The following is a 17,244-nucleotide window of genomic DNA, read 5'->3' on the forward strand; positions in this document are numbered from 1 at the left end:
CCTCCTTACCTATGAGTACGCACGCCTCTGACCCCTTGGCCGCCCTCGGCTCGCTCCCGGGCGTCGCCGACGCGGTGGACTCCGTACGCAAGGCCGTCGACCGGGTCTACGGCCACCGTGTGATGCGCCGCCGCAGCAACGAGATCTCCTCCGAGGCGGCCCTGCGCGGGGCGCGCGGCTCGGCCGCCCTCGCCGGCGCCGACTGGGCCCTGGAAGAGGTCCGCCGGCGCAGCGACTTCAGCGCCGACCCCGAGGCCCGCACCGTCGGCGCCGCCCTGCGCCTCGGCGCCGAGGCCGGGCAACTGCTCTCCATCTGGCGCCAGTCACCGCTGCGCGTGCTCGCCCGGCTCCACCTGGTCGCCGCGGGCGACCCGGGCGCGTCGGTGGGGCGGCCCCGGCTGGACGGCGAGACCGTCGACGAGCCGCTGATCGAGGCCCCCGTGCCCACGCCCGCCGAGGTCGCCGGCCGTCTCGACGGCCTCGCGGAACTGATCGTCGCGGGCGGCGACGCCCCGGCCCTGGTGACGGCCGCGGTGGTGCACGGCGAACTGCTCGCGCTGCGCCCCTTCACCTCGTACAACGGACTGGTCGCGCGTGCGGCCGAGCGGATCGCGCTGATCGGCAGCGGCCTCGACCCGAAGGCGATCTGCCCGGCCGAGGTCGGCCACGCGGAGCAGGGGCGCGCCGCCTACGTGTCGGCGTTCGAGGGCTACCTGTCGGGGACCCCGGAGGGCGTCGGCGCCTGGATCGCCCACTGCGGGCGCTCGGTCGAGCTGGGAGTCCGCGAGTCGACCGCCGTCTGCGAGGCGCTCCAGCGCGGCGCCGCCTGAGGCGCGGGCCGCGGGCGGGGCCTGCCCTCGCGACCGGCCCGGGCCGACGGGGCCTGCGAGGCCTGCGAGGCCGGCCGGGTCGGGGGCGGCGGGGTCGGGGCAAAAAGATTCCGGGCCCCGCGCGGGGCCCGGAATGGGTTGCGGCGGCACCAGTCCTGGTACCGCCGCTGGCACTTCCACCCAGTTACCAAGCGTCCTCGATATGTGCCCATCAGGCCGGGAACTTTGCCCGTGGCCTGGTGCGGCTGGCCCGTAATCGACGGGTCGACGTCGCGTGGGTGCCCGGTTTCGGTGCTAGGTCCGTGGGGCCTTCATGCTCAACAGGTGATCCTCTCGGATGTCCTTGGTCTCGCGGGCCTGATTCCTTTCTACTCCTGTCCGTGAGGAAGCGAAAGTGCTGGCCTCACTTCTCTGGCGCATCGCTCAAATTCGGGCAAAGTCATCGGCGAGCCGGTGGGCGAGCGCGGCCTGCCTGCGCCTGGCGGCGTACCAGACGAGCCCGGCGCCCACCGCTGCCGCGCCCACGGCCGCCGCGGCGACGAGCGTGGGCCGGGGCGGCATCCGGAACTCGGGCAGCCGCTGCTTGAGCCGGACCGGCTTCTCGAAGGAGAGAACCGGCCATTCCCGGGCGGTGGCCTCGCGGCGGAGCGTCCGGTCGGGATTGACCGCGTACGGGTGGCCGACGGCCTCCAGCATCGGGATGTCGGTCGCCGAGTCGCTGTACGCGAAGCAGCGCGAGAGGTCGTAGCCCTCCGACTTGGCGAGCTCCCTGACCGCCTCGGCCTTCGTCGGGCCGTAGGCGTAGTACTCGACCTCGCCGGTGAAGCAGCCGTCGTCGCCGACCACCATCCGGGTGGCGACGACCCGGTCCGCCCCGAGCATCTCGCCGATCGGCTCGACCACCTCGGCTCCGGACGTCGACACGATGACGACGTCGCGGCCCGCGGCGTGGTGCTCCTCGATGAGGGAGGCGGCCTCGTCGTAGATGATCGGGTCGATCAGGTCGTGAAGGGTCTCGGCGACGAGTTCCTTCACCTGGGCGACGTTCCAGCCTTTGCAGAGCGCGGAAAGATACTCGCGCATCCGCTCCATCTGGTCGTGATCGGCCCCGCCCGCCAGGAAGACGAACTGGATGTACGCCGTCCGCAGGGCGGCGCGGCGGCTGATCAGTCCGCCTCGGTAGAAGGACTTGCTGAAGGTCAGCGTCGATGACTTCGCAATGACCGTCTTGTCCAGGTCAAAGAAGGCGGCTGTGCGCGGCAAGGAGTGGTTTTCCACAAGCCTGAGCATAGGTGCCCGCCATTCGGCGTACGCCGGGGCGCGTGGGTTTGCCTGAGAAGGCTCTCGGGTACACCATGGAAGTCACGGATCGTTCGCGACCGTGCTAACCCGGTCCGGCTCCTCCCCCCCCGAGTCGGCCGGAGAGACGACCCCCGCTCTCCCCCCCGGCGGGGGTCGTCGCATGTCCGGAGCCGTTTCGGTTCCGTGGGACATGGCCCGCTCCCTTCCTTCCGGCCCTCGGCCGTCCGTCCGTGTGCGCCTCGCCGGACGCTCGATTCGTCACCCACAGTAACCGGCAGGATGCGTTCCGGGGAGTCCCCCGAGGGGTGGCGAAGTTATTCACAGGGCTTCGGTTATCCCCAGTTTTTAGGTGACTTCCGCACGATTTCCCCGATGGCCCGACGGTGATTCCTGTCGCGAAGTTCGCGGACGGCAGGAATCACGAGAGGGGCGTGCCGTGGAGGCATCCAGGACGGGTACGGAATCGCGCCGGACGGAGTCGACGGCTCCGGACGAACCGCGCCGGGCCGGGCCGCTGATCGTCACCGAGGACCTCGGGCTGCTCGACGACCTCCTCCGGCTCTGCGCGGCGGCCGGCGTCGAGCCCGAGGTGCACCACGGCGTGCCGGAGCGACGCGCGAGCTGGACCGAACCGCCGCTCGTGCTCGTCGGCGACGACGCCGCGGCCCGCTGCCGGGGAGCCGCGCGACGGCCGGGGACCGTCCTCGTCGGCCGCGACCGGGACGACCCGGGGGTGTGGCGGCTCGCCGTCGAGATCGGCGCGGAGAGCGTGCTGCGGCTGCCGGACGCCGAGGGCCTCCTCGTCGACCGGATCGCCGACGCGGCGGAGGGAGCCGGCCGGCAGGCGCTGACCGTCGGGATCGTCGGCGGCCGCGGTGGCGCGGGCGCCTCCACCCTGGCGTGCGGCCTCGCGCTCGCCGCCGCGCGCACCGGGCGGCGCACCCTGCTCGTCGACGGGGACCCACTGGGCGGAGGACTCGACGTGCTCCTCGGCGGCGAACGCGAGGAGGGCAGACGCTGGCCCGACTTCGCCGCCTCGAAAGGCCGCCTGGCCGGCGGCGCCCTGGAGGAGTCCCTGCCGTCGGTGCGGGGAGTCCGGGTGCTCAGCTGGGGCAGGGAGCCCGCCGCGCCGGTGCCGCCCGAGGCGGTGCGGTCCGTGCTCGGCGCGGCGCGCCGCCGGGGCGGAGTCGTCGTGGTCGACCTGCCGCGCGCAACCGACGGGGCGGCCGCCGAGGCCCTCGCCCAGCTCGACCTCGGCCTGCTCGTCGTGCCGGGCGAGCTGCGGGCCGTCGCGGCGGCCCACCGGGTGGCCACGACCCTCGGCATGGCCGTCCGCGACGTGCGGGCCGTGGTCCGCGGACCCTACGCGGCCGGACTCGACGAGCGGTGGGTCGCCGACGCGCTGCGGCTGCCGCTCGCCGGTGAACTCCCCTACGACCCGGGGATCGTGACGGACCAGGACGCGGGAGTGCCGCCGGGCGCCGAACCCCGCGGGCCGCTCGGACGGTTCTGCGGCGCGTTCTGGGAGCGCGCGCTCGCCCCGGGCGGTGCGGCGTGACCGGGACCTGGGCCGGCGGCGGGGGCGCGGGGCTCCTCGACGCCGTGCGGCAGCGCCTCGCGGCGAGCGGCGCAGAACCCACCCCGGCGCGGGTCGCCGCGGCGCTGCGGGCGCAGGGACGGCTGCTCGGCGACACGGAAGTCCTCGGCGCGGCCGAGGCGCTGAGGTGCGAGCTGATCGGCACCGGACCGCTGGAGCCGCTGCTCGCCGACCCGGCGGTCACCGACGTCCTGGTCTCGGCGCCCGACCGGGTCTGGGTGGACCGCGGCGCCGGACTCGAAAGGGCCCCGGTGTCCTTCCCGGACGCCACCGCCGTCCGCAGGCTCGCGCAACGGCTCGCGGCGGTGGCCGGGCGCCGGCTCGACGACGCTCGCCCCTGGGTGGACGCACGGCTCCCCGACGGCACCCGGATGCACGCGGTGCTGCCACCGGTGGCGGTCGGCTCGACCTGCCTGTCGCTGCGGGTGGTGCGCCCGCGCGCCTTCTCGCTCGACGAGCTCGCCGCGGCGGGCACGGTGCCGCCGGGCGGTGCCGCGGTCCTCCGGGCCCTCATCGACGCGCGCGTGTCGTACCTCGTCAGCGGTGGAACGGGGACGGGGAAGACCACGCTCCTCGCCTCCCTCCTCGGCCTGGTGGGCGAGCGGGAGCGGATCGTGCTCGCCGAGGACTCGGCGGAGCTGCGACCCGACCACCCGCACGTGGTCCGCCTCGAGGCACGGCCCGCCAACCAGGAGGGCGCCGGTTTGGTCACCCTGCGGGACCTCGTCCGCCAGGCCCTGCGGATGCGGCCCGACCGGCTCGTCGTCGGCGAGGTCCGGGGCGGGGAGGCGGTGGACCTGCTCGCGGCCCTCAACACGGGCCACGACGGAGGCTGCGGCACGCTCCACGCCAACACGGCAGCGGCCGTCCCGGCCCGCCTCGAAGCCCTCGGGACGGCGGCCGGGCTCGACCGGGCCGCCCTCCACAGCCAGCTGGGCGCCGGACTCTCCGCGGTTCTCCACCTCGTACGGGACCGGGACGGACGGCGGCGGATCGCCGAGGTCCATGTCCTGGAGCGGGACCGGGACGGCCTCGTCCGGACGGTTCCCGCGCTGCGGTGGAGCGCCTCCGGCTTCGAACGGGAGCAGGGCTGGGAGCGGCTGGGGGCCCTGATCGGAGAGGGATCGTGATGACGGGGCAAGCGGTGCTCACACGGGACGCGGCACAAGGCGCGGCGGTGCTCTGCGCGGTCCTCGCGCTGTGGTGGGCGGTCGAACGGCGGCGCGGGGTGGGCCGGGCGCGGGCACTGCTCCCGGCCGGCGCTCCCGGTGGCCGCGAAGGCCGATCCGGTGCCTGGGCGGCGTGGCCGGCGGTGGCCGCGCGGTGGTGGGCCGTGCTGCGGGGGCGGCGCGCGTGGCTGTGCCTGCCGGCGGCCGGGGCGCTCGCACTGCTCGGGGAGTCGCCGGTGCCGCTGGTGCTGGGAGCGGTGGCCGTGCCGGTGGTGGAGCGGCGGCTGCGGGCCGCCGAGTGCCGGAGGGAGCGGGAGGCGCGGGCCGAGCGGGTGGTGGCCCTGTGCGCGGCCGTCGTCGGCGAGTTGAGGGCCGGGTGGCAGCCGGCGCAGGCGCTGGCCTTCGCCGCCCGGGAGACGGGCGCGCTCGGCCGCGAGGAGGCGGGCGTGCTCGCGGCGGCCCGGTTCGGCGGGGACGTGCCGGAGGCACTCCGCAGGGCGGCCCGGCAGGACGGCGCCGACGGTCTCGCCGGCATGGCGGCCTGCTGGCAGGTGGCCGTCGACGGTGGTGCCGGTCTGGCCGCGGGGCTCGACCGCCTGGAGGCGGCCCTGCGCGACCACCGCGAGCAGCGGGAACGGCTGCGGGCCGAACTCGCCGGCGCCTGGGCGACGGTGGCGGTGCTCGCCCTCCTACCGGCGGCCGGCCTCGCCCTCGGCGCCGCACTGGGCGCCCACCCGCTCCGGATCCTGCTGCACACGCCCGCGGGCCTCGGCTGCCTGACCGTGGGCGGGGCCCTGGAAGCGGCCGGCCTGTGGTGGGCCGCCCGGATCGTACGGGGAGGTGAACGGCCTTGACCCTGAACGCACTTCAGGCGTCGGCACCCCTGACCCTCGTCGTGTACGGGTCCGCGAAGGTCCTCTGGGTGCTGGTGCGCGGGCGGCGGGCGCGGGCGCAGCGACGGAGGCTGCGGGGCCTGTTCCCGGAGCCCTCGCCACCCACCCGCACGGCCCGGTCCGGGCCTCCGCCGTGGCTGGGGCGCGGGATGGCGCCGCTCGTGGCGGTCGGCCTCGGCTGGGTGCTGTTCGGTGTCGTCGGCGGTCTGAGCGCGGGCGTCCTGGTGGCCGCCGGGGTGCGCCAGGGGGCCGCGAAGCGCGCGTCCTCCCCCGCCGGCGTCGAGGAGGCGACACGTCACCTTCCGCTCGCCGCAGACCTGTTGGCGGCCTGCGCCGCCTCCGGTGCCGGGCCCGGCGAAGCTGCGGAGGCCGTGGGCCGCTCATTGGGCGGACCGCTCGGCGAGCGGCTGACCCGCACGGCGGCCGAGCTGCGCCTCGGCGGTGAACCGGCCGAGGTGTGGCGGAGGTTCGGCGCGATACCGGGCGCTTCGGGACTGGCCCGCTGCATGGAACGGGCCGGCTCCTCCGGAGCGCCCGCGGCGGAGGCCGTCGCCCGGCACGCGACCGCCCTCCGCGCGGCCCGGGCCCGCACGGCGGCGACCCGGGCCCGCCGGGCCCAGGTCCTGATCAGCGCCCCCGTGGGGCTCTGCTTCCTGCCCGCCTTCCTGGCGGTGGGGGTGGCCCCGGTGGTGATCGGACTGGCGACGGGACTGCTCGACGGATGACGGGATCAGGGCATGGCACGACAGCGGCGGCACACGACGACCACGACAGGCGGGACGGACATGGCGGGCACGGCAGGTACGGCGAGCACGACAGGTATGGCGAGCACGGCAGGTACGGCAGGACGGGACGAGGAGGCAGGCATGACGGTCAGGGCGGTAGGGATGGCGGCAGGTGTGGTGGGCAAGGCGGCGGTGGCGGTGGGCGGGTGGTGGCGGGCCCGGCGGGCCGCGGCGCGCAGGGACGCCGGGATGACCACGTCCGAGTACGCGGTGGGGACGATCGCGGCGGCGGCGTTCGCCGCCGTGCTGTACAAGATCGTGACCAGTGGCGCGGTCTCCGGAGCGCTGGAATCGGTGATCGGGAAGGCCCTCGATGCGCCGTTCTGACCGGGGATTCGTGACCGTGGAGGCGGCGATGGTCCTGCCGGTGCTCGCGCTGTTCACCGTGACCCTGCTCTGGGCCCTCGCCGCCGCGGCGGCGCAGATCCGGTGCGTGGACGCGGCACGGGCGGGGGCACGGGCGGCGGCCCGCTCCGAACCCGTGGCCTCCGCCGAGGCGGCGGCCCGCGCCGCCGCGCCCGAAGGCGCCAGGGTGGCGGTGACGCGCTCCGGAGAGCTGTGGCGGGTGACGGTGGACGCGGCGGCCCCCGGCCCCCGGGGCATGGGCCTCACCCTGCACGCGGACGCGGCGGCCCTCGCGGAGGACGCGGCGGCCGTCGGGGGGCCGCCGTGACGGCGGGCCGTCGGCAGCCGGGCCGGGATCGGGGCGCGGCGACCGTCTGGGTGGCGTTCGCGGCGTGTGCGCTGTGCGTGGTGTTCGGGGCGGTGCTGGCGCTCGGGCAGGCCGTGGCTGCCAGGCACCGCGCGGGCGGGGCGGCCGATCTGGCCGCGCTGGCCGCCGCGGACCGGGCGCTGTGGGGCGAGGGCGAGGCCTGTGCCGCCGCGTCCCGGGTGGCGGCCGCGCAGGGTGCCGAGCTGGCGGGGTGCGCGCTGCGGGGCGAGGTCGCCGAGGTGACCGCCCGGGTCGTGCGCGGCCCGTACCGACCGGAGGTCAGGTCGCGGGCGGGACCGGCGGAGGAGGCCCTTCCGCCCGAGGAGTCGCCCCGGGAGCCTCTTCCGGGGGAGCGACCGCCTGCCGGGCCTCCGGAGCTTGCTGGGGAGAGACGGCCGGTGAGGCCTCCGGAGCTGCCTGGGGCGCGGCCGCCGGCGGGGCGTCCGGAGCCTCCCGCAGGAGTTCCGTGAGGAGGCGTACGGCGCCGCGCTTGTGGAGCGGGTCGTTGCCGTTGCCGCACTTGGGGGACTGGATGCAGGAGGGGCAGCCCGCCTCGCACTCGCAGGAGGCGATGGCCTCGCGGGTGGCGGTCAGCCAGGCGCGGGCCGTGTGGAACGCGCGCTCGGCGAAGCCCGCGCCGCCCGGGTGGCCGTCGTACACGAAGACGGTGGGCAGCAGCGTGTCGGGGTGGAGCGGGACGGAGACCCCGCCGATGTCCCAGCGGTCGCAGGTCGCGAAGAGCGGCAGCATGCCGATGGAGGCGTGCTCGGCGGCGTGCAGGGCGCCGCCGAGGATCTCCGGGTCGATCCGGGCGGCGTCGAGCTGGTCCTCGGTGACCGTCCACCACACGGCCCGGGTGCGCAGGGTGCGGGGCGGCAGGTCGAGCTTGGTCTCGCCGAGGACCTCGCCCGTGATCAGTCGGCGGCGCAGGAAGGACACGACCTGGTTGGTGACCTCGACGGAGCCGTAGCAGAGGCGGCCGGCTCCCCAGGGGATCTCGGTGTCGGTTTCGAGGACGGCGATGGAGGTGGTGTCGCGGGCGGTGGTCGAGTACGGCGGGGCGGCCTCCTCGACGAGGGCCACGGAGTCCTCGAGGTCGAGCTCCCGCACCAGGTAGGTGCGGCCCTGGTGGAGGTGGACGGCGCCCTCGTGGACGGCCGTGTGGGAGGCGGCCTCGTCGACCGTGCCGAGCAGTCGGCCGGTGCCCGACTCGACGATTCGGACGGGGCTGCCGCCGCCGCCCCGGATGTCGGTGAGGTCGGCGGCCCGCTCGCGGCGGGTCCAGTACCAGCCGGTGGCGCGGCGGCGCAGCAGCCCCGCCCCTTCGAGCTGGGGAAGCAGGCCGGGGACGGCCGGGCCGAAGAGCGCCAGGTCGGGTTCGGTCAGTGGGAGTTCCGCGGCGGCGGCGCAGAGATGGGGGGCGAGGACGTAGGGGTTGTCGGGGTCGAGGACGGTCGACTCGACCGGCTGGTCGAAGATCGCCTCCGGGTGGTGGACCAGGAAGGTGTCCAGCGGGTCGTCGCGGGCGACCAGGACGGCGAGGGCGCCCTCGCCGGAGCGGCCGGCGCGGCCGGCCTGCTGCCACAGGGAGGCCCGGGTGCCCGGATAGCCGGCGATCACGACCGCGTCCAGGCCGGAGACGTCCACGCCCAGTTCCAGGGCGGTCGTGGCGGCCAGGCCGAGGAGCTCGCCGGAGTGCAGGGCCTGCTCCAGGGCCCGCCGCTCCTCGGGGAGGTAGCCGCCCCGGTAGGCGGCGACCCGGTGGGCCAGGGCGCGGTCGGTCTCGGCCAGCCGTTCCTGGGCGATCACCGAGATCAGCTCGGCGCCGCGCCGGGAGCGCACGAAGGCGACCGAGCGGACACCCTGGCGGGTCAGGTCGGTGAGCAGGTCCGCGGTCTCCGCGGTGGCGGTGCGCCGCACCGGGGCTCCGCGCTCGCCGTGCAGCTCGGTCAGCGGCGGCTCCCACAGGGCGAAGACCAGCTCGCCGCGCGGGGAGGCGTCGTCGGAGACCTCGGTGACCGAAAGGCCGGTGAGGCGGCCGGCCGCCAGGGCGGGGTCGGCGGAGGTGGCGGAGGCGAGGAGGAAGACCGGTTCGGAGCCGTACCGGGCGCAGATCCGGCGCAGGCGGCGCAGCACCTGGGCGACGTGGGAGCCGAAGACGCCGCGGTAGGTGTGGCACTCGTCGATCACGACGTAGCGCAGGGCGCGCAGGAAGGAGGACCACCTGGGGTGGGAGGGGAGTATGCCCCGGTGCAGCATGTCGGGGTTGGTCAGCACGTAGTTCGCGTACTGGCGGACCCACTCGCGTTCCTCGACCGGCGTGTCGCCGTCGTAGACGGCGGGGCGGATCCGGTTGCCGAGCGGGGCGGCCAGTGCCCGCACGGCGCGTCGCTGGTCGGCGGCGAGGGCCTTGGTGGGCGAGAGGTACAGCGCGGTGGCCCCGCGCCCGTTCGCGGCCTCGGAGCCGTCCAGGAGGGTGGTGAGGACCGGGGCGAGGTAGGCGAGCGACTTGCCCGAGGCGGTGCCCGTGGCGATCACCACGGATTCGCCGTCCAGGGCGTGCTCGGCGGCCGTCGCCTGGTGCTCCCACGGATGGTCGATCCCGGCCGCCTGGATCGCCGCGATCACCTCCGGCCGGATCCGGTGCGGCCAGACGGCATGACGGCCCTCCCGGGCGGGCATGTGCTCCGTATGGGTGATGCGCGAAGACCGGCTCTCGCCCGCGGCGAGCCGGTCGAGGACCACGCCGGGGGAGGGGCGACTGCCCGTGTCCCCGGCCGGTCGACGGGGGCGCTGATTCTTGGCCATCGGCACCGAGTGTGTCACTGCCATGACGGACAATGCTTCCAAGGCGTCGTGCATGGCTGCTGGTAAGTGATTGAATGCCATCGCGGCTGGCGATCAGTTCCCTGGCTCCGCCCGGGAGGCCCGAGGGGGCGATCGCCCGATAGCAAGGTGCTGGAGGATCCGTGGACCTGTCCCTGTCGACTCGCAATGTGTCCGGCGCTGGTGGTGACCGTACGGTCGTCGAGGTCGGTGGCGAGATTGATGTGTATACCGCGCCCAAGCTGCGCGAGCAGTTGGTCGAGTTGGTGAACGACGGCAGCTACCACCTGGTCGTCGACATGGAGGGCGTGGACTTCCTCGACTCCACCGGCCTCGGTGTGCTCGTCGGTGGCCTGAAGCGCGTGCGCGCGCACGAGGGCTCGCTGCGCCTCGTCTGCAACCAGGAGCGCATTCTCAAGATTTTCCGGATCACGGGCCTCACCAAGGTGTTCCCGATCCACACCTCGGTCGACGAGGCCGTCAACGCCGTCGACTGAGCCCAGGGGGTTCGCATGGCCACCGTTGAACTCCGTTTCAGCGCTCAACCCGAGCACGTCCGTACGGCCCGCCTGGTGGCCGCCGCGGTGGCGCGCCGGGCGGGGGTGGACGAGGCGGTCCTCGACGAGGTGCGTCTCGCCGTCGGTGAGGCATGTTCCCGTGCGGTCGGGCTGCATCGCAGCAACGGCGTCACCACGCCCATCCGGGTCGCGCTGACCGAGGAGGAGAAGACGTTCTCCATCGAGGTCGGCGACGAGGTGCCGGGTGCGGGGGTGGCGGCGGCCGATGCCGCCGGTGTCCCCGGTGCGCGTGCCTCGGCTCCGGCCGAGGACTTCGACGACGCCGACGGTGAGGACGAGATGGGGCTCGCGGTGATCCGCGGGCTCGTCGACGACGTCGAGGTGAGCGCCGGCGAGGACGGCGGCACCATCCGGATGAGCTGGCCGGTGAGTTCGGCGGACGTTCTGTCCTGACCCGTACACGCAGAAGGAAAGAGGCCCCGCACCCGCGGGGCCTCTTTCCTTTTCGCCGGGAGCCCGACCGCCGCCGCGCCGGCGCCCCGCCCCGCCGGCGCCCCGCCCCGTACGCGTACCCCTACCCCGTCCCCGTGTCGGATGGGTGCATTCGTGTGGTGGCTCGGCGGCGTCCCCATCTGGGCGGGTTCGTCTCCCTATGATCCGTCCCCATGTACCCCACATCCCTCGCCGCCGCGGTGCTCACGAGCGGGAACAGGACGATCGTGGTCGTCGTGGCCTGCGTCGCCCTCGCCGCGCTGGTCGTCGCGCGGCTCCTCGTGCGCCAGGTGCTCGCGGCCGGCCAGGGCACCGAGCGGATGAGGGAGATCGCCGCCGCCGTGCAGGAGGGGGCGAACGCCTATCTCGCGCGGCAGCTGCGGACGGTCGCCGTCTTCGCGGCCGCCGTGTTCTTCCTCCTGATGCTGCTGCCCGCGGACAACTGGTCCCAGCGGGCCGGCCGCTCCCTGTTCTTCCTGGTCGGGGCGCTCTTCTCGGCGGTCACCGGGTACATCGGCATGCGGCTCGCCGTACGGGCCAACGTGCGGGTCGCCGCGGCGGCCAGGGAGGCCACTCCGGCGCCGGGCGAGCCCGAGAAGGACCTGACGGAGGTCGCGCACCGGGCCACGCGGATCGCCTTCCGTACGGGCGGGGTGGTCGGCATGTGCACCGTCGGCCTCGGACTGCTCGGGGCCGCGTGCGTCGTCCTCGTGTACGCCGCCGACGCGCCGAAGGTCCTGGAGGGCTTCGGTCTGGGCGCCGCGCTCATCGCCATGTTCATGCGTGTGGGCGGCGGCATCTTCACCAAGGCCGCCGATGTCGGCGCCGACCTGGTCGGCAAGGTCGAGCAGGGCATCCCGGAGGACGATCCGCGCAACGCCGCCACCATCGCCGACAACGTGGGCGACAACGTCGGCGACTGCGCGGGCATGGCCGCCGACCTCTTCGAGTCGTACGCCGTGACCCTGGTCGCCGCGCTCATCCTCGGCAAGGTGGCCTTCGGCGACCACGGGCTCGCGTTTCCCCTGATCGTTCCGGCGATCGGCGTGGTCACCGCGGTGATCGGCATCTTCACGGTCTCCCCCCGGCGCGCGGACCGCAGCGGCATGAGCGCGATCAACCGCGGGTTCCTCGTCTCGGCGGTGACCTCGCTCGCGCTGGTCGCCGTCGCCGCCTTCACGTACCTCCCGTCCTCGTACGCCGAGCTCGAAGGCGTCACCGAGCCGGGCATCCAGGACCACGGCGGCGATCCGCGGGTCCTCGCGCTGGTCGCGGTCGCCCTCGGCATCGTCCTGGCCGCGCTCATCCAGCAGCTCACCGGCTACTTCACGGAGACGAGCCGGCGGCCGGTCAGGGACATCGGGAAGTCCTCGCTCACCGGGCCCGCGACCGTGGTCCTCGCGGGCGTGGCCCTCGGCATGGAGTCCGCCGTGTACACGGCCCTGCTCATCGGGCTCACCGTGTACGGCGCGTTCCTGCTCGGCGGCGCCTCGATCATGCTGGCGCTGTTCGCGGTCGCGCTCGCCGGGACGGGCCTGCTCACCACCGTCGGCGTGATCGTCGCCATGGACACCTTCGGCCCCGTCGCCGACAACGCGCAGGGCATCGCGGAGATGTCCGGGGACGTCGAGGGCGCGGGCGCGCAGGTGCTGACCGACCTCGACGCGGTCGGCAACACGACGAAGGCCATCACGAAGGGCATCGCCATCGCCACGGCCGTCCTGGCGGCCTCGGCGCTCTTCGGCTCGTACCGGGACGCCATCGCCACCTCGATCGCCGACGTGGGGGAGCTCGGCGGGAAGGCGGACGCGCTGACCCTCTCGATGGACATCTCGCAGCCCAACAACCTCTTCGGGCTGATCCTCGGCGCGGCGGTCGTCTTCCTCTTCTCGGGGCTCGCCATCAACGCGGTCTCCCGGTCGGCCGGTTCGGTGGTGTACGAGGTGCGGCGGCAGTTCCGTGAGCACCCCGGGATCATGGACTTCACCGAGAAGCCGGAGTACGGGCGGGTCGTCGACATCTGCACCAGGGACGCGCTGCGCGAACTCGCCACGCCCGGGCTGCTCGCCGTGATGGCCCCGATCGCGGTCGGCTTCGCGCTCGGCGTCGGCCCGCTCGGCGCGTATCTCGCCGGGGCGATCGGCGCGGGCACGCTGATGGCGGTGTTCCTCGCCAACTCCGGTGGCGCCTGGGACAACGCGAAGAAGCTGGTCGAGGACGGCAACCACGGCGGCAAGGGCAGCGAGGCGCACGCGGCGACGGTCATCGGGGACACCGTCGGCGACCCGTTCAAGGACACGGCGGGCCCGGCGATCAACCCGCTCCTGAAGGTGATGAACCTGGTCGCGCTGCTGATCGCCCCGGCGGTCGTGCGGTTCGGATACGGCGACGACGCGAGCCCCGGGCTGCGGGCCGCGGTCGCGGCGGTCGCGCTCGCCGTGGTCGTCGCCGCGGTCCGGGCCTCCAAGAGGCGCTCGGTGGCGGTCTCCTGACGTCTGATCCGTGGACGCCTGACGTGTCGTCCGTCTCATTTCCGCGGGTTTCGGGGGTGGGTGTGAGGGTCGTCGCTTGGGTCAAAAGGCTGCAATGTGGGATAAGTCAGTCCCACGAAAGGTGGAAGTAGCCCGTTCGGCGTGTATGTTCCGGGGCCGAGACCCTTGGAAGGGACCGATCCGTTGAACAAGAAGCTTGCGGCCGCACTGTCCGGCGGCGCGGTACTGGTGCTCGCGCTGTCCGGTTGCAGCGACGACGAGGGCGACAAGGTGGGTGACTGGGCGAAGACGTTCTGCGATCAGGCGAAGCCTCAGATCCAGAAGCGGGCCGACGCGCACCAGATCATCATCTCGACCGCCGCCGACAGCAAGCCGGCCGAGATCCAGGCCGCCGACTCGAAGGCGTTCCAGGACATCGCCGACGCCGACCGGGCCCTCGCCAAGGCCGTCGAGGCCGCCGGCGCCCCGCCCGTCGAGAACGGCGCGAAGGTCCAGCAGGACGCGATCAAGGAGCTCAACGCCACCGCCGTGGCCTACGAGGGGCTCAAGAAGCAGGTCGACGCGCTGGACCCGACGAACCAGCAGAAGTTCGCGGACGGCCTCCAGGGCGTCGCCGACGGCCTGACCAAGATCGAGAAGATGGACCAGAACGCCCTGTCCAAGCTGGAGGAGGGCGAGCTGGGCCAGGCCATGGCCAAGCAGCCCGGCTGCCAGAAGCCGACGGCCTCGGTCCCGCCGAAGACCTCCGCCTCCCCGAACTCCGGCTCCACCCCGAGCGGGAAGGCCTCCGCCAAGCCCACCAAGACGGCCGCGTCGACCAAGTCCGAGGAGTAGCACCCCGGGCCCAGACCTCCGGGCCTCGGCCCTCGGGCCCCGGCCTCGGCGCGGCCCGGCCTTCGGCATCCGGACCCGGCCTCCGGGCCCCGCCCGGCCCGGTCCGGCCTGTGACCGACCCGGCCCCCGGCCCGGTGGCGGCGGCGATCGGCCGTCCGCCGCCGGGTCGGCGGTCCGGATGTCGGTGGCGGCGGTCACAATGGAGCGGTGAGTACGACCAGCCTGCCCCCCCGCCTCCCGGCGCCCGCGCACGCCGCCCGTCTGCGCGAGGCCCTGCTCGCCGCCGGCTTCACCGCCGACGGACTGCTCGACCTGCTCGGCGCCCCCGCCTATTCGGCGCTCGCCCGCAGCGAGACCGTGCCCGCCCTGCGCGCCACCCGCGGCGACTCGCCGCTGGAGACCCTCGTCCGGCTCTTCCTGCTCCAGCGTCCCGTCGCACACGACGTCGCCGCCGCCGCACTGCCGCTGGACGAGGCCCTCGACGACGGCTGGGTGGTCCGCGAGGACGACGCCGTGCTCGCCACGGTCGACGTCCGGCCGTACGGCGGCCCGGACGGCGAGGACTGGTTCATCGTCTCCGACCTGGGCTGCGCCGTCGGCGGCGCGGGCGGCATCGGCAAGAAGGACGAGGGCGTCGTCCTCGGCGTCGGCGGCGCCTCCACGACCCTCGCCGGCATCACCGTCCGCACGCCGGTCTCCTCCGCGCTCGACCTCGGCACCGGCTCCGGCATCCAGGCGCTGCACGCCGCGCAGCACGCCACCCTGGTCACCGCCACCGACCTCAACGGGCGCGCCCTGGACTTCACCCGGCTCACGCTCGCGCTCTCCGGGGCCCGCGAGGCCGAGCTGCTCGAAGGCTCGCTCTTCGAGCCGGTCGACGGCGACACGTACGACCTGATCGTCTCCAACCCGCCGTTCGTGATCTCCCCCGGCGCCCGGCTCACCTACCGGGACGGCGGGATGGGCGGCGACGACCTGTGCCGCACGCTCGTGCAGGAGGCGGGCGAGCGGCTCAACGACGGCGGATACGCCCAGTTCCTCGCCAACTGGCAGCACGTGGAGGGCGAGGACTGGCAGGAGCGGCTGCGGTCCTGGGTGCCGCGCGGCTGCGACGCCTGGATCGTCCAGCGCGAGGTCCAGGACGTCACCCAGTACACCGAGCTCTGGCTGCGCGACAGCGGCGACCACCGCGGGGACCCGGACGCGTACCGGGTGGCGTACGGCCGCTGGCTCGACGAGTTCGAGGCCCGCAAGACCCGCGCGGTCGGCTTCGGCTGGATCACGATCCGGCGGAACGACGCGGTGGCGTCCGGCGCGGTCGAGCCCTCGATCCTCGTCGAGGAGTGGCCGCACCCGGTCGAGCAGCCCCTCGGGCCCACCGTCCGCGCCCACTTCGAGCGCCAGGACTACCTGCGCACCCACGACGACGCCGCCCTCCTCGCCGACCGGTTCACGCTCGCGCCCGAGGTGATGCAGGAGCAGGTCGGGCTGCCGGGCGCCGAGGACCCGGAGCACGTCGTGCTCCGGCAGAACCGGGGCATGCGCCGTGCCACCAAGGTCGACCACGTCGGCGCCGGGTTCGCCGGCGTGTGCGACGGCACGCTCAGCGCCGGCCGCATCCTCGACGCGATCGGGCAGCTGATGGGAGAGGACCCGGTCGTCCTGCGGGACCGCACTCCGCAGGCGATCCGGCTGCTCGTCGAGGAGGGCTTCCTGCTGCCCGCCGGCGCGGAGACCTCCGGGGAGCACGGGGAAGAGGGCGGCGCTTGATACGGATCGAGCTGGACGAGGCCTCGCTCGGGGCGACCCGGATCGCGATCAGCCCGCTGCGCGACGCGTTCTGCTCGATGCACCTCGCGCTGCCCTGGCGACACCCCTCCTGGCCGTACCAGGAGTGGGTCGGGCAGGCGCGCGAGGTGTGGCGCGAGGACGACCGGCTCCGCCCGCTGTGGGACCTGTTCGCCGAGGGGCGGTACGACGTCTCCGACTTCCTGCTGCCCCGGCCGTTCGGCACGGTCCACGTGCACGAGGAGCTGGCCGCGCTGCGGGCCACCGACCCGGACTTCGTCCGCGACCAGGCGGCGGCCTGCTACCCCGGCATGGCCGACGCGCCCTTCCTGCAGCCCTACCTGAAGGACCCGGAGGCGGCCTGCGCGGCCCTCGCCGACGCGTACGCGGCCTACTGGGAGGGCGCGATCGAGCCCTACTGGCCGACGATGCGGCGACTCGTCGAGGACGAAGTGCTCGTCCGGGCCAGGACGTTCGCGACCGAGGGCGTCGACGCGCTGTTCGCCGGCCTGGAGACGCGGGGGCGGTGGCAGCCGCCCGTACTCGAACTGACCAAGCACATCGACGCCGAGTACGCGCCGGGGGAGCGGCGGCTCGTCCTCGTGCCGCTGGTCTTCGCCGAGGGCTGCCGGCTCTACTCGACGGACGACCCCGAGGTCTTCGCCCTCAGCTTCCAGGCCCGGGGCGCCGCCGCGCTGCGCGAACCGCCCGAGCCCGTCGCCGAGGACCGGCTCGGCCTGATGCTCGGCCGGGGCCGCGCGGCGGTCCTGCGCGAGCTCGGCGGACCGCTGACCACGGCCGGGCTCGCCGACCGGCTCGGACTCGCGCCCAGCACGGTCTCCGAGCACCTCTCCGTGCTCTCCGAGGCCGGCGTGGTCACCCGGCACCGCATCGGACGCTCCGTGTACTACCAGCTCACGGACACCGGCCGTTCGCTGCTCGCGCTGCTCACGGGGGAGGGCGTGCTGCGCGCGGTCGCGTGAGGCCCGCGCGCGGGGCGGGGGCG

15 protein-coding genes and 1 pseudogene are annotated in these 17,244 nt (G+C 74.6%); 14 read left to right on the forward strand and 2 right to left on the reverse strand.

All coding sequences use genetic code 11. The features are described from left to right. Positions 1-11: 11 nt before the first annotated feature. Entirely contained in the window at positions 12-830 is an 819-nt protein-coding gene (locus tag ACFCY7_RS21060; RefSeq protein WP_376487292.1) for an oxidoreductase, read from the forward strand. A gap of 423 nt (positions 831-1,253) precedes the next feature. On the opposite strand, the gene ACFCY7_RS21065 is transcribed toward ACFCY7_RS21060, so the two are convergent. Then, complete coding sequence (locus ACFCY7_RS21065; RefSeq protein WP_376487294.1) at positions 1,254-2,120, reverse strand: HAD family hydrolase; 867 nt, start codon at positions 2,118-2,120, stop codon at positions 1,254-1,256. A 448-nt stretch (positions 2,121-2,568) separates the two neighbouring features. Between ACFCY7_RS21065 and ssd the strand changes: the two genes are divergently transcribed. The 7 genes and pseudogenes from ssd to ACFCY7_RS21100 all read left to right on the forward strand — a co-directional run. Then, a complete protein-coding gene (ssd, locus tag ACFCY7_RS21070; RefSeq protein WP_376487296.1) occupies positions 2,569-3,690 on the forward strand; it encodes a septum site-determining protein Ssd in 1,122 nt (373 codons plus the stop codon). Continuing rightward, positions 3,687-4,859: a TadA family conjugal transfer-associated ATPase gene (locus ACFCY7_RS21075; RefSeq protein WP_376487297.1), complete on the forward strand. Its 1,173-nt coding sequence runs from the start codon at positions 3,687-3,689 to the stop codon at positions 4,857-4,859. Before ssd ends, ACFCY7_RS21075 begins: the two co-directional genes overlap by 4 nt. Next, positions 4,859-5,752, forward strand: coding sequence for a type II secretion system F family protein (locus ACFCY7_RS21080; protein ID WP_376487299.1), 894 nt, complete (start codon positions 4,859-4,861; stop codon positions 5,750-5,752). The genes ACFCY7_RS21075 and ACFCY7_RS21080 overlap by 1 nt, the downstream gene beginning before the upstream one ends. Then, a complete protein-coding gene (locus ACFCY7_RS21085; RefSeq protein WP_376487300.1) occupies positions 5,749-6,516 on the forward strand; it encodes a type II secretion system F family protein in 768 nt (255 codons plus the stop codon). The genes ACFCY7_RS21080 and ACFCY7_RS21085 overlap by 4 nt, the downstream gene beginning before the upstream one ends. 141 nt (positions 6,517-6,657) lie before the next feature. Next, a complete protein-coding gene (locus ACFCY7_RS21090) occupies positions 6,658-6,903 on the forward strand; it encodes a DUF4244 domain-containing protein (RefSeq protein WP_376487302.1) in 246 nt (81 codons plus the stop codon). Continuing rightward, positions 6,890-7,249 (forward strand): TadE family type IV pilus minor pilin, encoded by a 360-nt coding sequence (locus tag ACFCY7_RS21095; protein ID WP_376487303.1) that lies wholly within the window; start codon positions 6,890-6,892, stop codon positions 7,247-7,249. Before ACFCY7_RS21090 ends, ACFCY7_RS21095 begins: the two co-directional genes overlap by 14 nt. Before the next feature lie 80 nt (positions 7,250-7,329). Then, positions 7,330-7,527, forward strand: a pseudogene (locus ACFCY7_RS21100) (Rv3654c family TadE-like protein); the annotation flags it as partial. Positions 7,528-7,567: 40 nt separating this feature from the next. On the opposite strand, the gene ACFCY7_RS21105 reads toward ACFCY7_RS21100, so the two are convergent. Further along, positions 7,568-10,177, reverse strand: coding sequence for a DEAD/DEAH box helicase (locus tag ACFCY7_RS21105; RefSeq protein ID WP_376487305.1), 2,610 nt, complete (start codon positions 10,175-10,177; stop codon positions 7,568-7,570). A gap of 80 nt (positions 10,178-10,257) precedes the next feature. Here ACFCY7_RS21105 and ACFCY7_RS21110 point away from each other — a divergent pair, with 80 nt between their 5' ends. The 6 genes from ACFCY7_RS21110 (at position 10,258) to ACFCY7_RS21135 (ending at position 17,221) form a co-directional block, all read left to right on the forward strand. Then, a complete protein-coding gene (locus tag ACFCY7_RS21110; RefSeq protein ID WP_015034520.1) occupies positions 10,258-10,611 on the forward strand; it encodes an STAS domain-containing protein in 354 nt (117 codons plus the stop codon). Positions 10,612-10,626: 15 nt separating this feature from the next. Beyond that, positions 10,627-11,085, forward strand: a complete 459-nt coding sequence (locus ACFCY7_RS21115) for an ATP-binding protein (RefSeq protein ID WP_376487307.1) — start codon at positions 10,627-10,629, stop codon at positions 11,083-11,085. A gap of 212 nt (positions 11,086-11,297) precedes the next feature. Next, positions 11,298-13,616 carry a sodium-translocating pyrophosphatase gene (locus ACFCY7_RS21120; RefSeq protein ID WP_376487309.1) on the forward strand — a complete coding sequence of 773 codons (2,319 nt, stop codon included), beginning with the start codon at positions 11,298-11,300 and terminating at the stop codon, positions 13,614-13,616. Between the two features lie 183 nt (positions 13,617-13,799). Then, positions 13,800-14,450 carry a small secreted protein gene (locus ACFCY7_RS21125; protein ID WP_376487310.1) on the forward strand — a complete coding sequence of 217 codons (651 nt, stop codon included), beginning with the start codon at positions 13,800-13,802 and terminating at the stop codon, positions 14,448-14,450. Between the two features lie 207 nt (positions 14,451-14,657). After that, a complete protein-coding gene (locus ACFCY7_RS21130) occupies positions 14,658-16,220 on the forward strand; it encodes a methyltransferase (protein ID WP_376487312.1) in 1,563 nt (520 codons plus the stop codon). Continuing rightward, a complete protein-coding gene (locus ACFCY7_RS21135; protein ID WP_376487313.1) occupies positions 16,217-17,221 on the forward strand; it encodes an ArsR/SmtB family transcription factor in 1,005 nt (334 codons plus the stop codon). The genes ACFCY7_RS21130 and ACFCY7_RS21135 overlap by 4 nt, the downstream gene beginning before the upstream one ends. The last annotated feature ends 23 nt before the right edge of the window (positions 17,222-17,244 follow it).

The sequence above is a fragment of the Streptomyces sp. NPDC056361 genome (assembly GCF_042262805.1).
GTDB lineage: Bacteria > Actinomycetota > Actinomycetes > Streptomycetales > Streptomycetaceae > Streptomyces.

Bases quoted from the DNA above. Each gene is read 5' to 3' on its own strand.
- ACFCY7_RS21060 (WP_376487292.1), top strand. From the start codon at position 12: ATGAGTACGCACGCCTCTGACCCCTTGGCCGCCCTCGGCTCGCTCCCG.
- ACFCY7_RS21065 (WP_376487294.1), bottom strand. From the start codon at position 2,120: ATGCTCAGGCTTGTGGAAAACCACTCCTTGCCGCGCACAGCCGCCTTC.
- ACFCY7_RS21080 (WP_376487299.1), top strand. From the start codon at position 4,859: ATGACGGGGCAAGCGGTGCTCACACGGGACGCGGCACAAGGCGCGGCG.
- ACFCY7_RS21090 (WP_376487302.1), top strand. From the start codon at position 6,658: ATGACGGTCAGGGCGGTAGGGATGGCGGCAGGTGTGGTGGGCAAGGCG.
- ACFCY7_RS21095 (WP_376487303.1), top strand. From the start codon at position 6,890: ATGCGCCGTTCTGACCGGGGATTCGTGACCGTGGAGGCGGCGATGGTC.
- ACFCY7_RS21105 (WP_376487305.1), bottom strand. From the start codon at position 10,177: ATGGCATTCAATCACTTACCAGCAGCCATGCACGACGCCTTGGAAGCA.
- ACFCY7_RS21115 (WP_376487307.1), top strand. From the start codon at position 10,627: ATGGCCACCGTTGAACTCCGTTTCAGCGCTCAACCCGAGCACGTCCGT.
- ACFCY7_RS21120 (WP_376487309.1), top strand. From the start codon at position 11,298: ATGTACCCCACATCCCTCGCCGCCGCGGTGCTCACGAGCGGGAACAGG.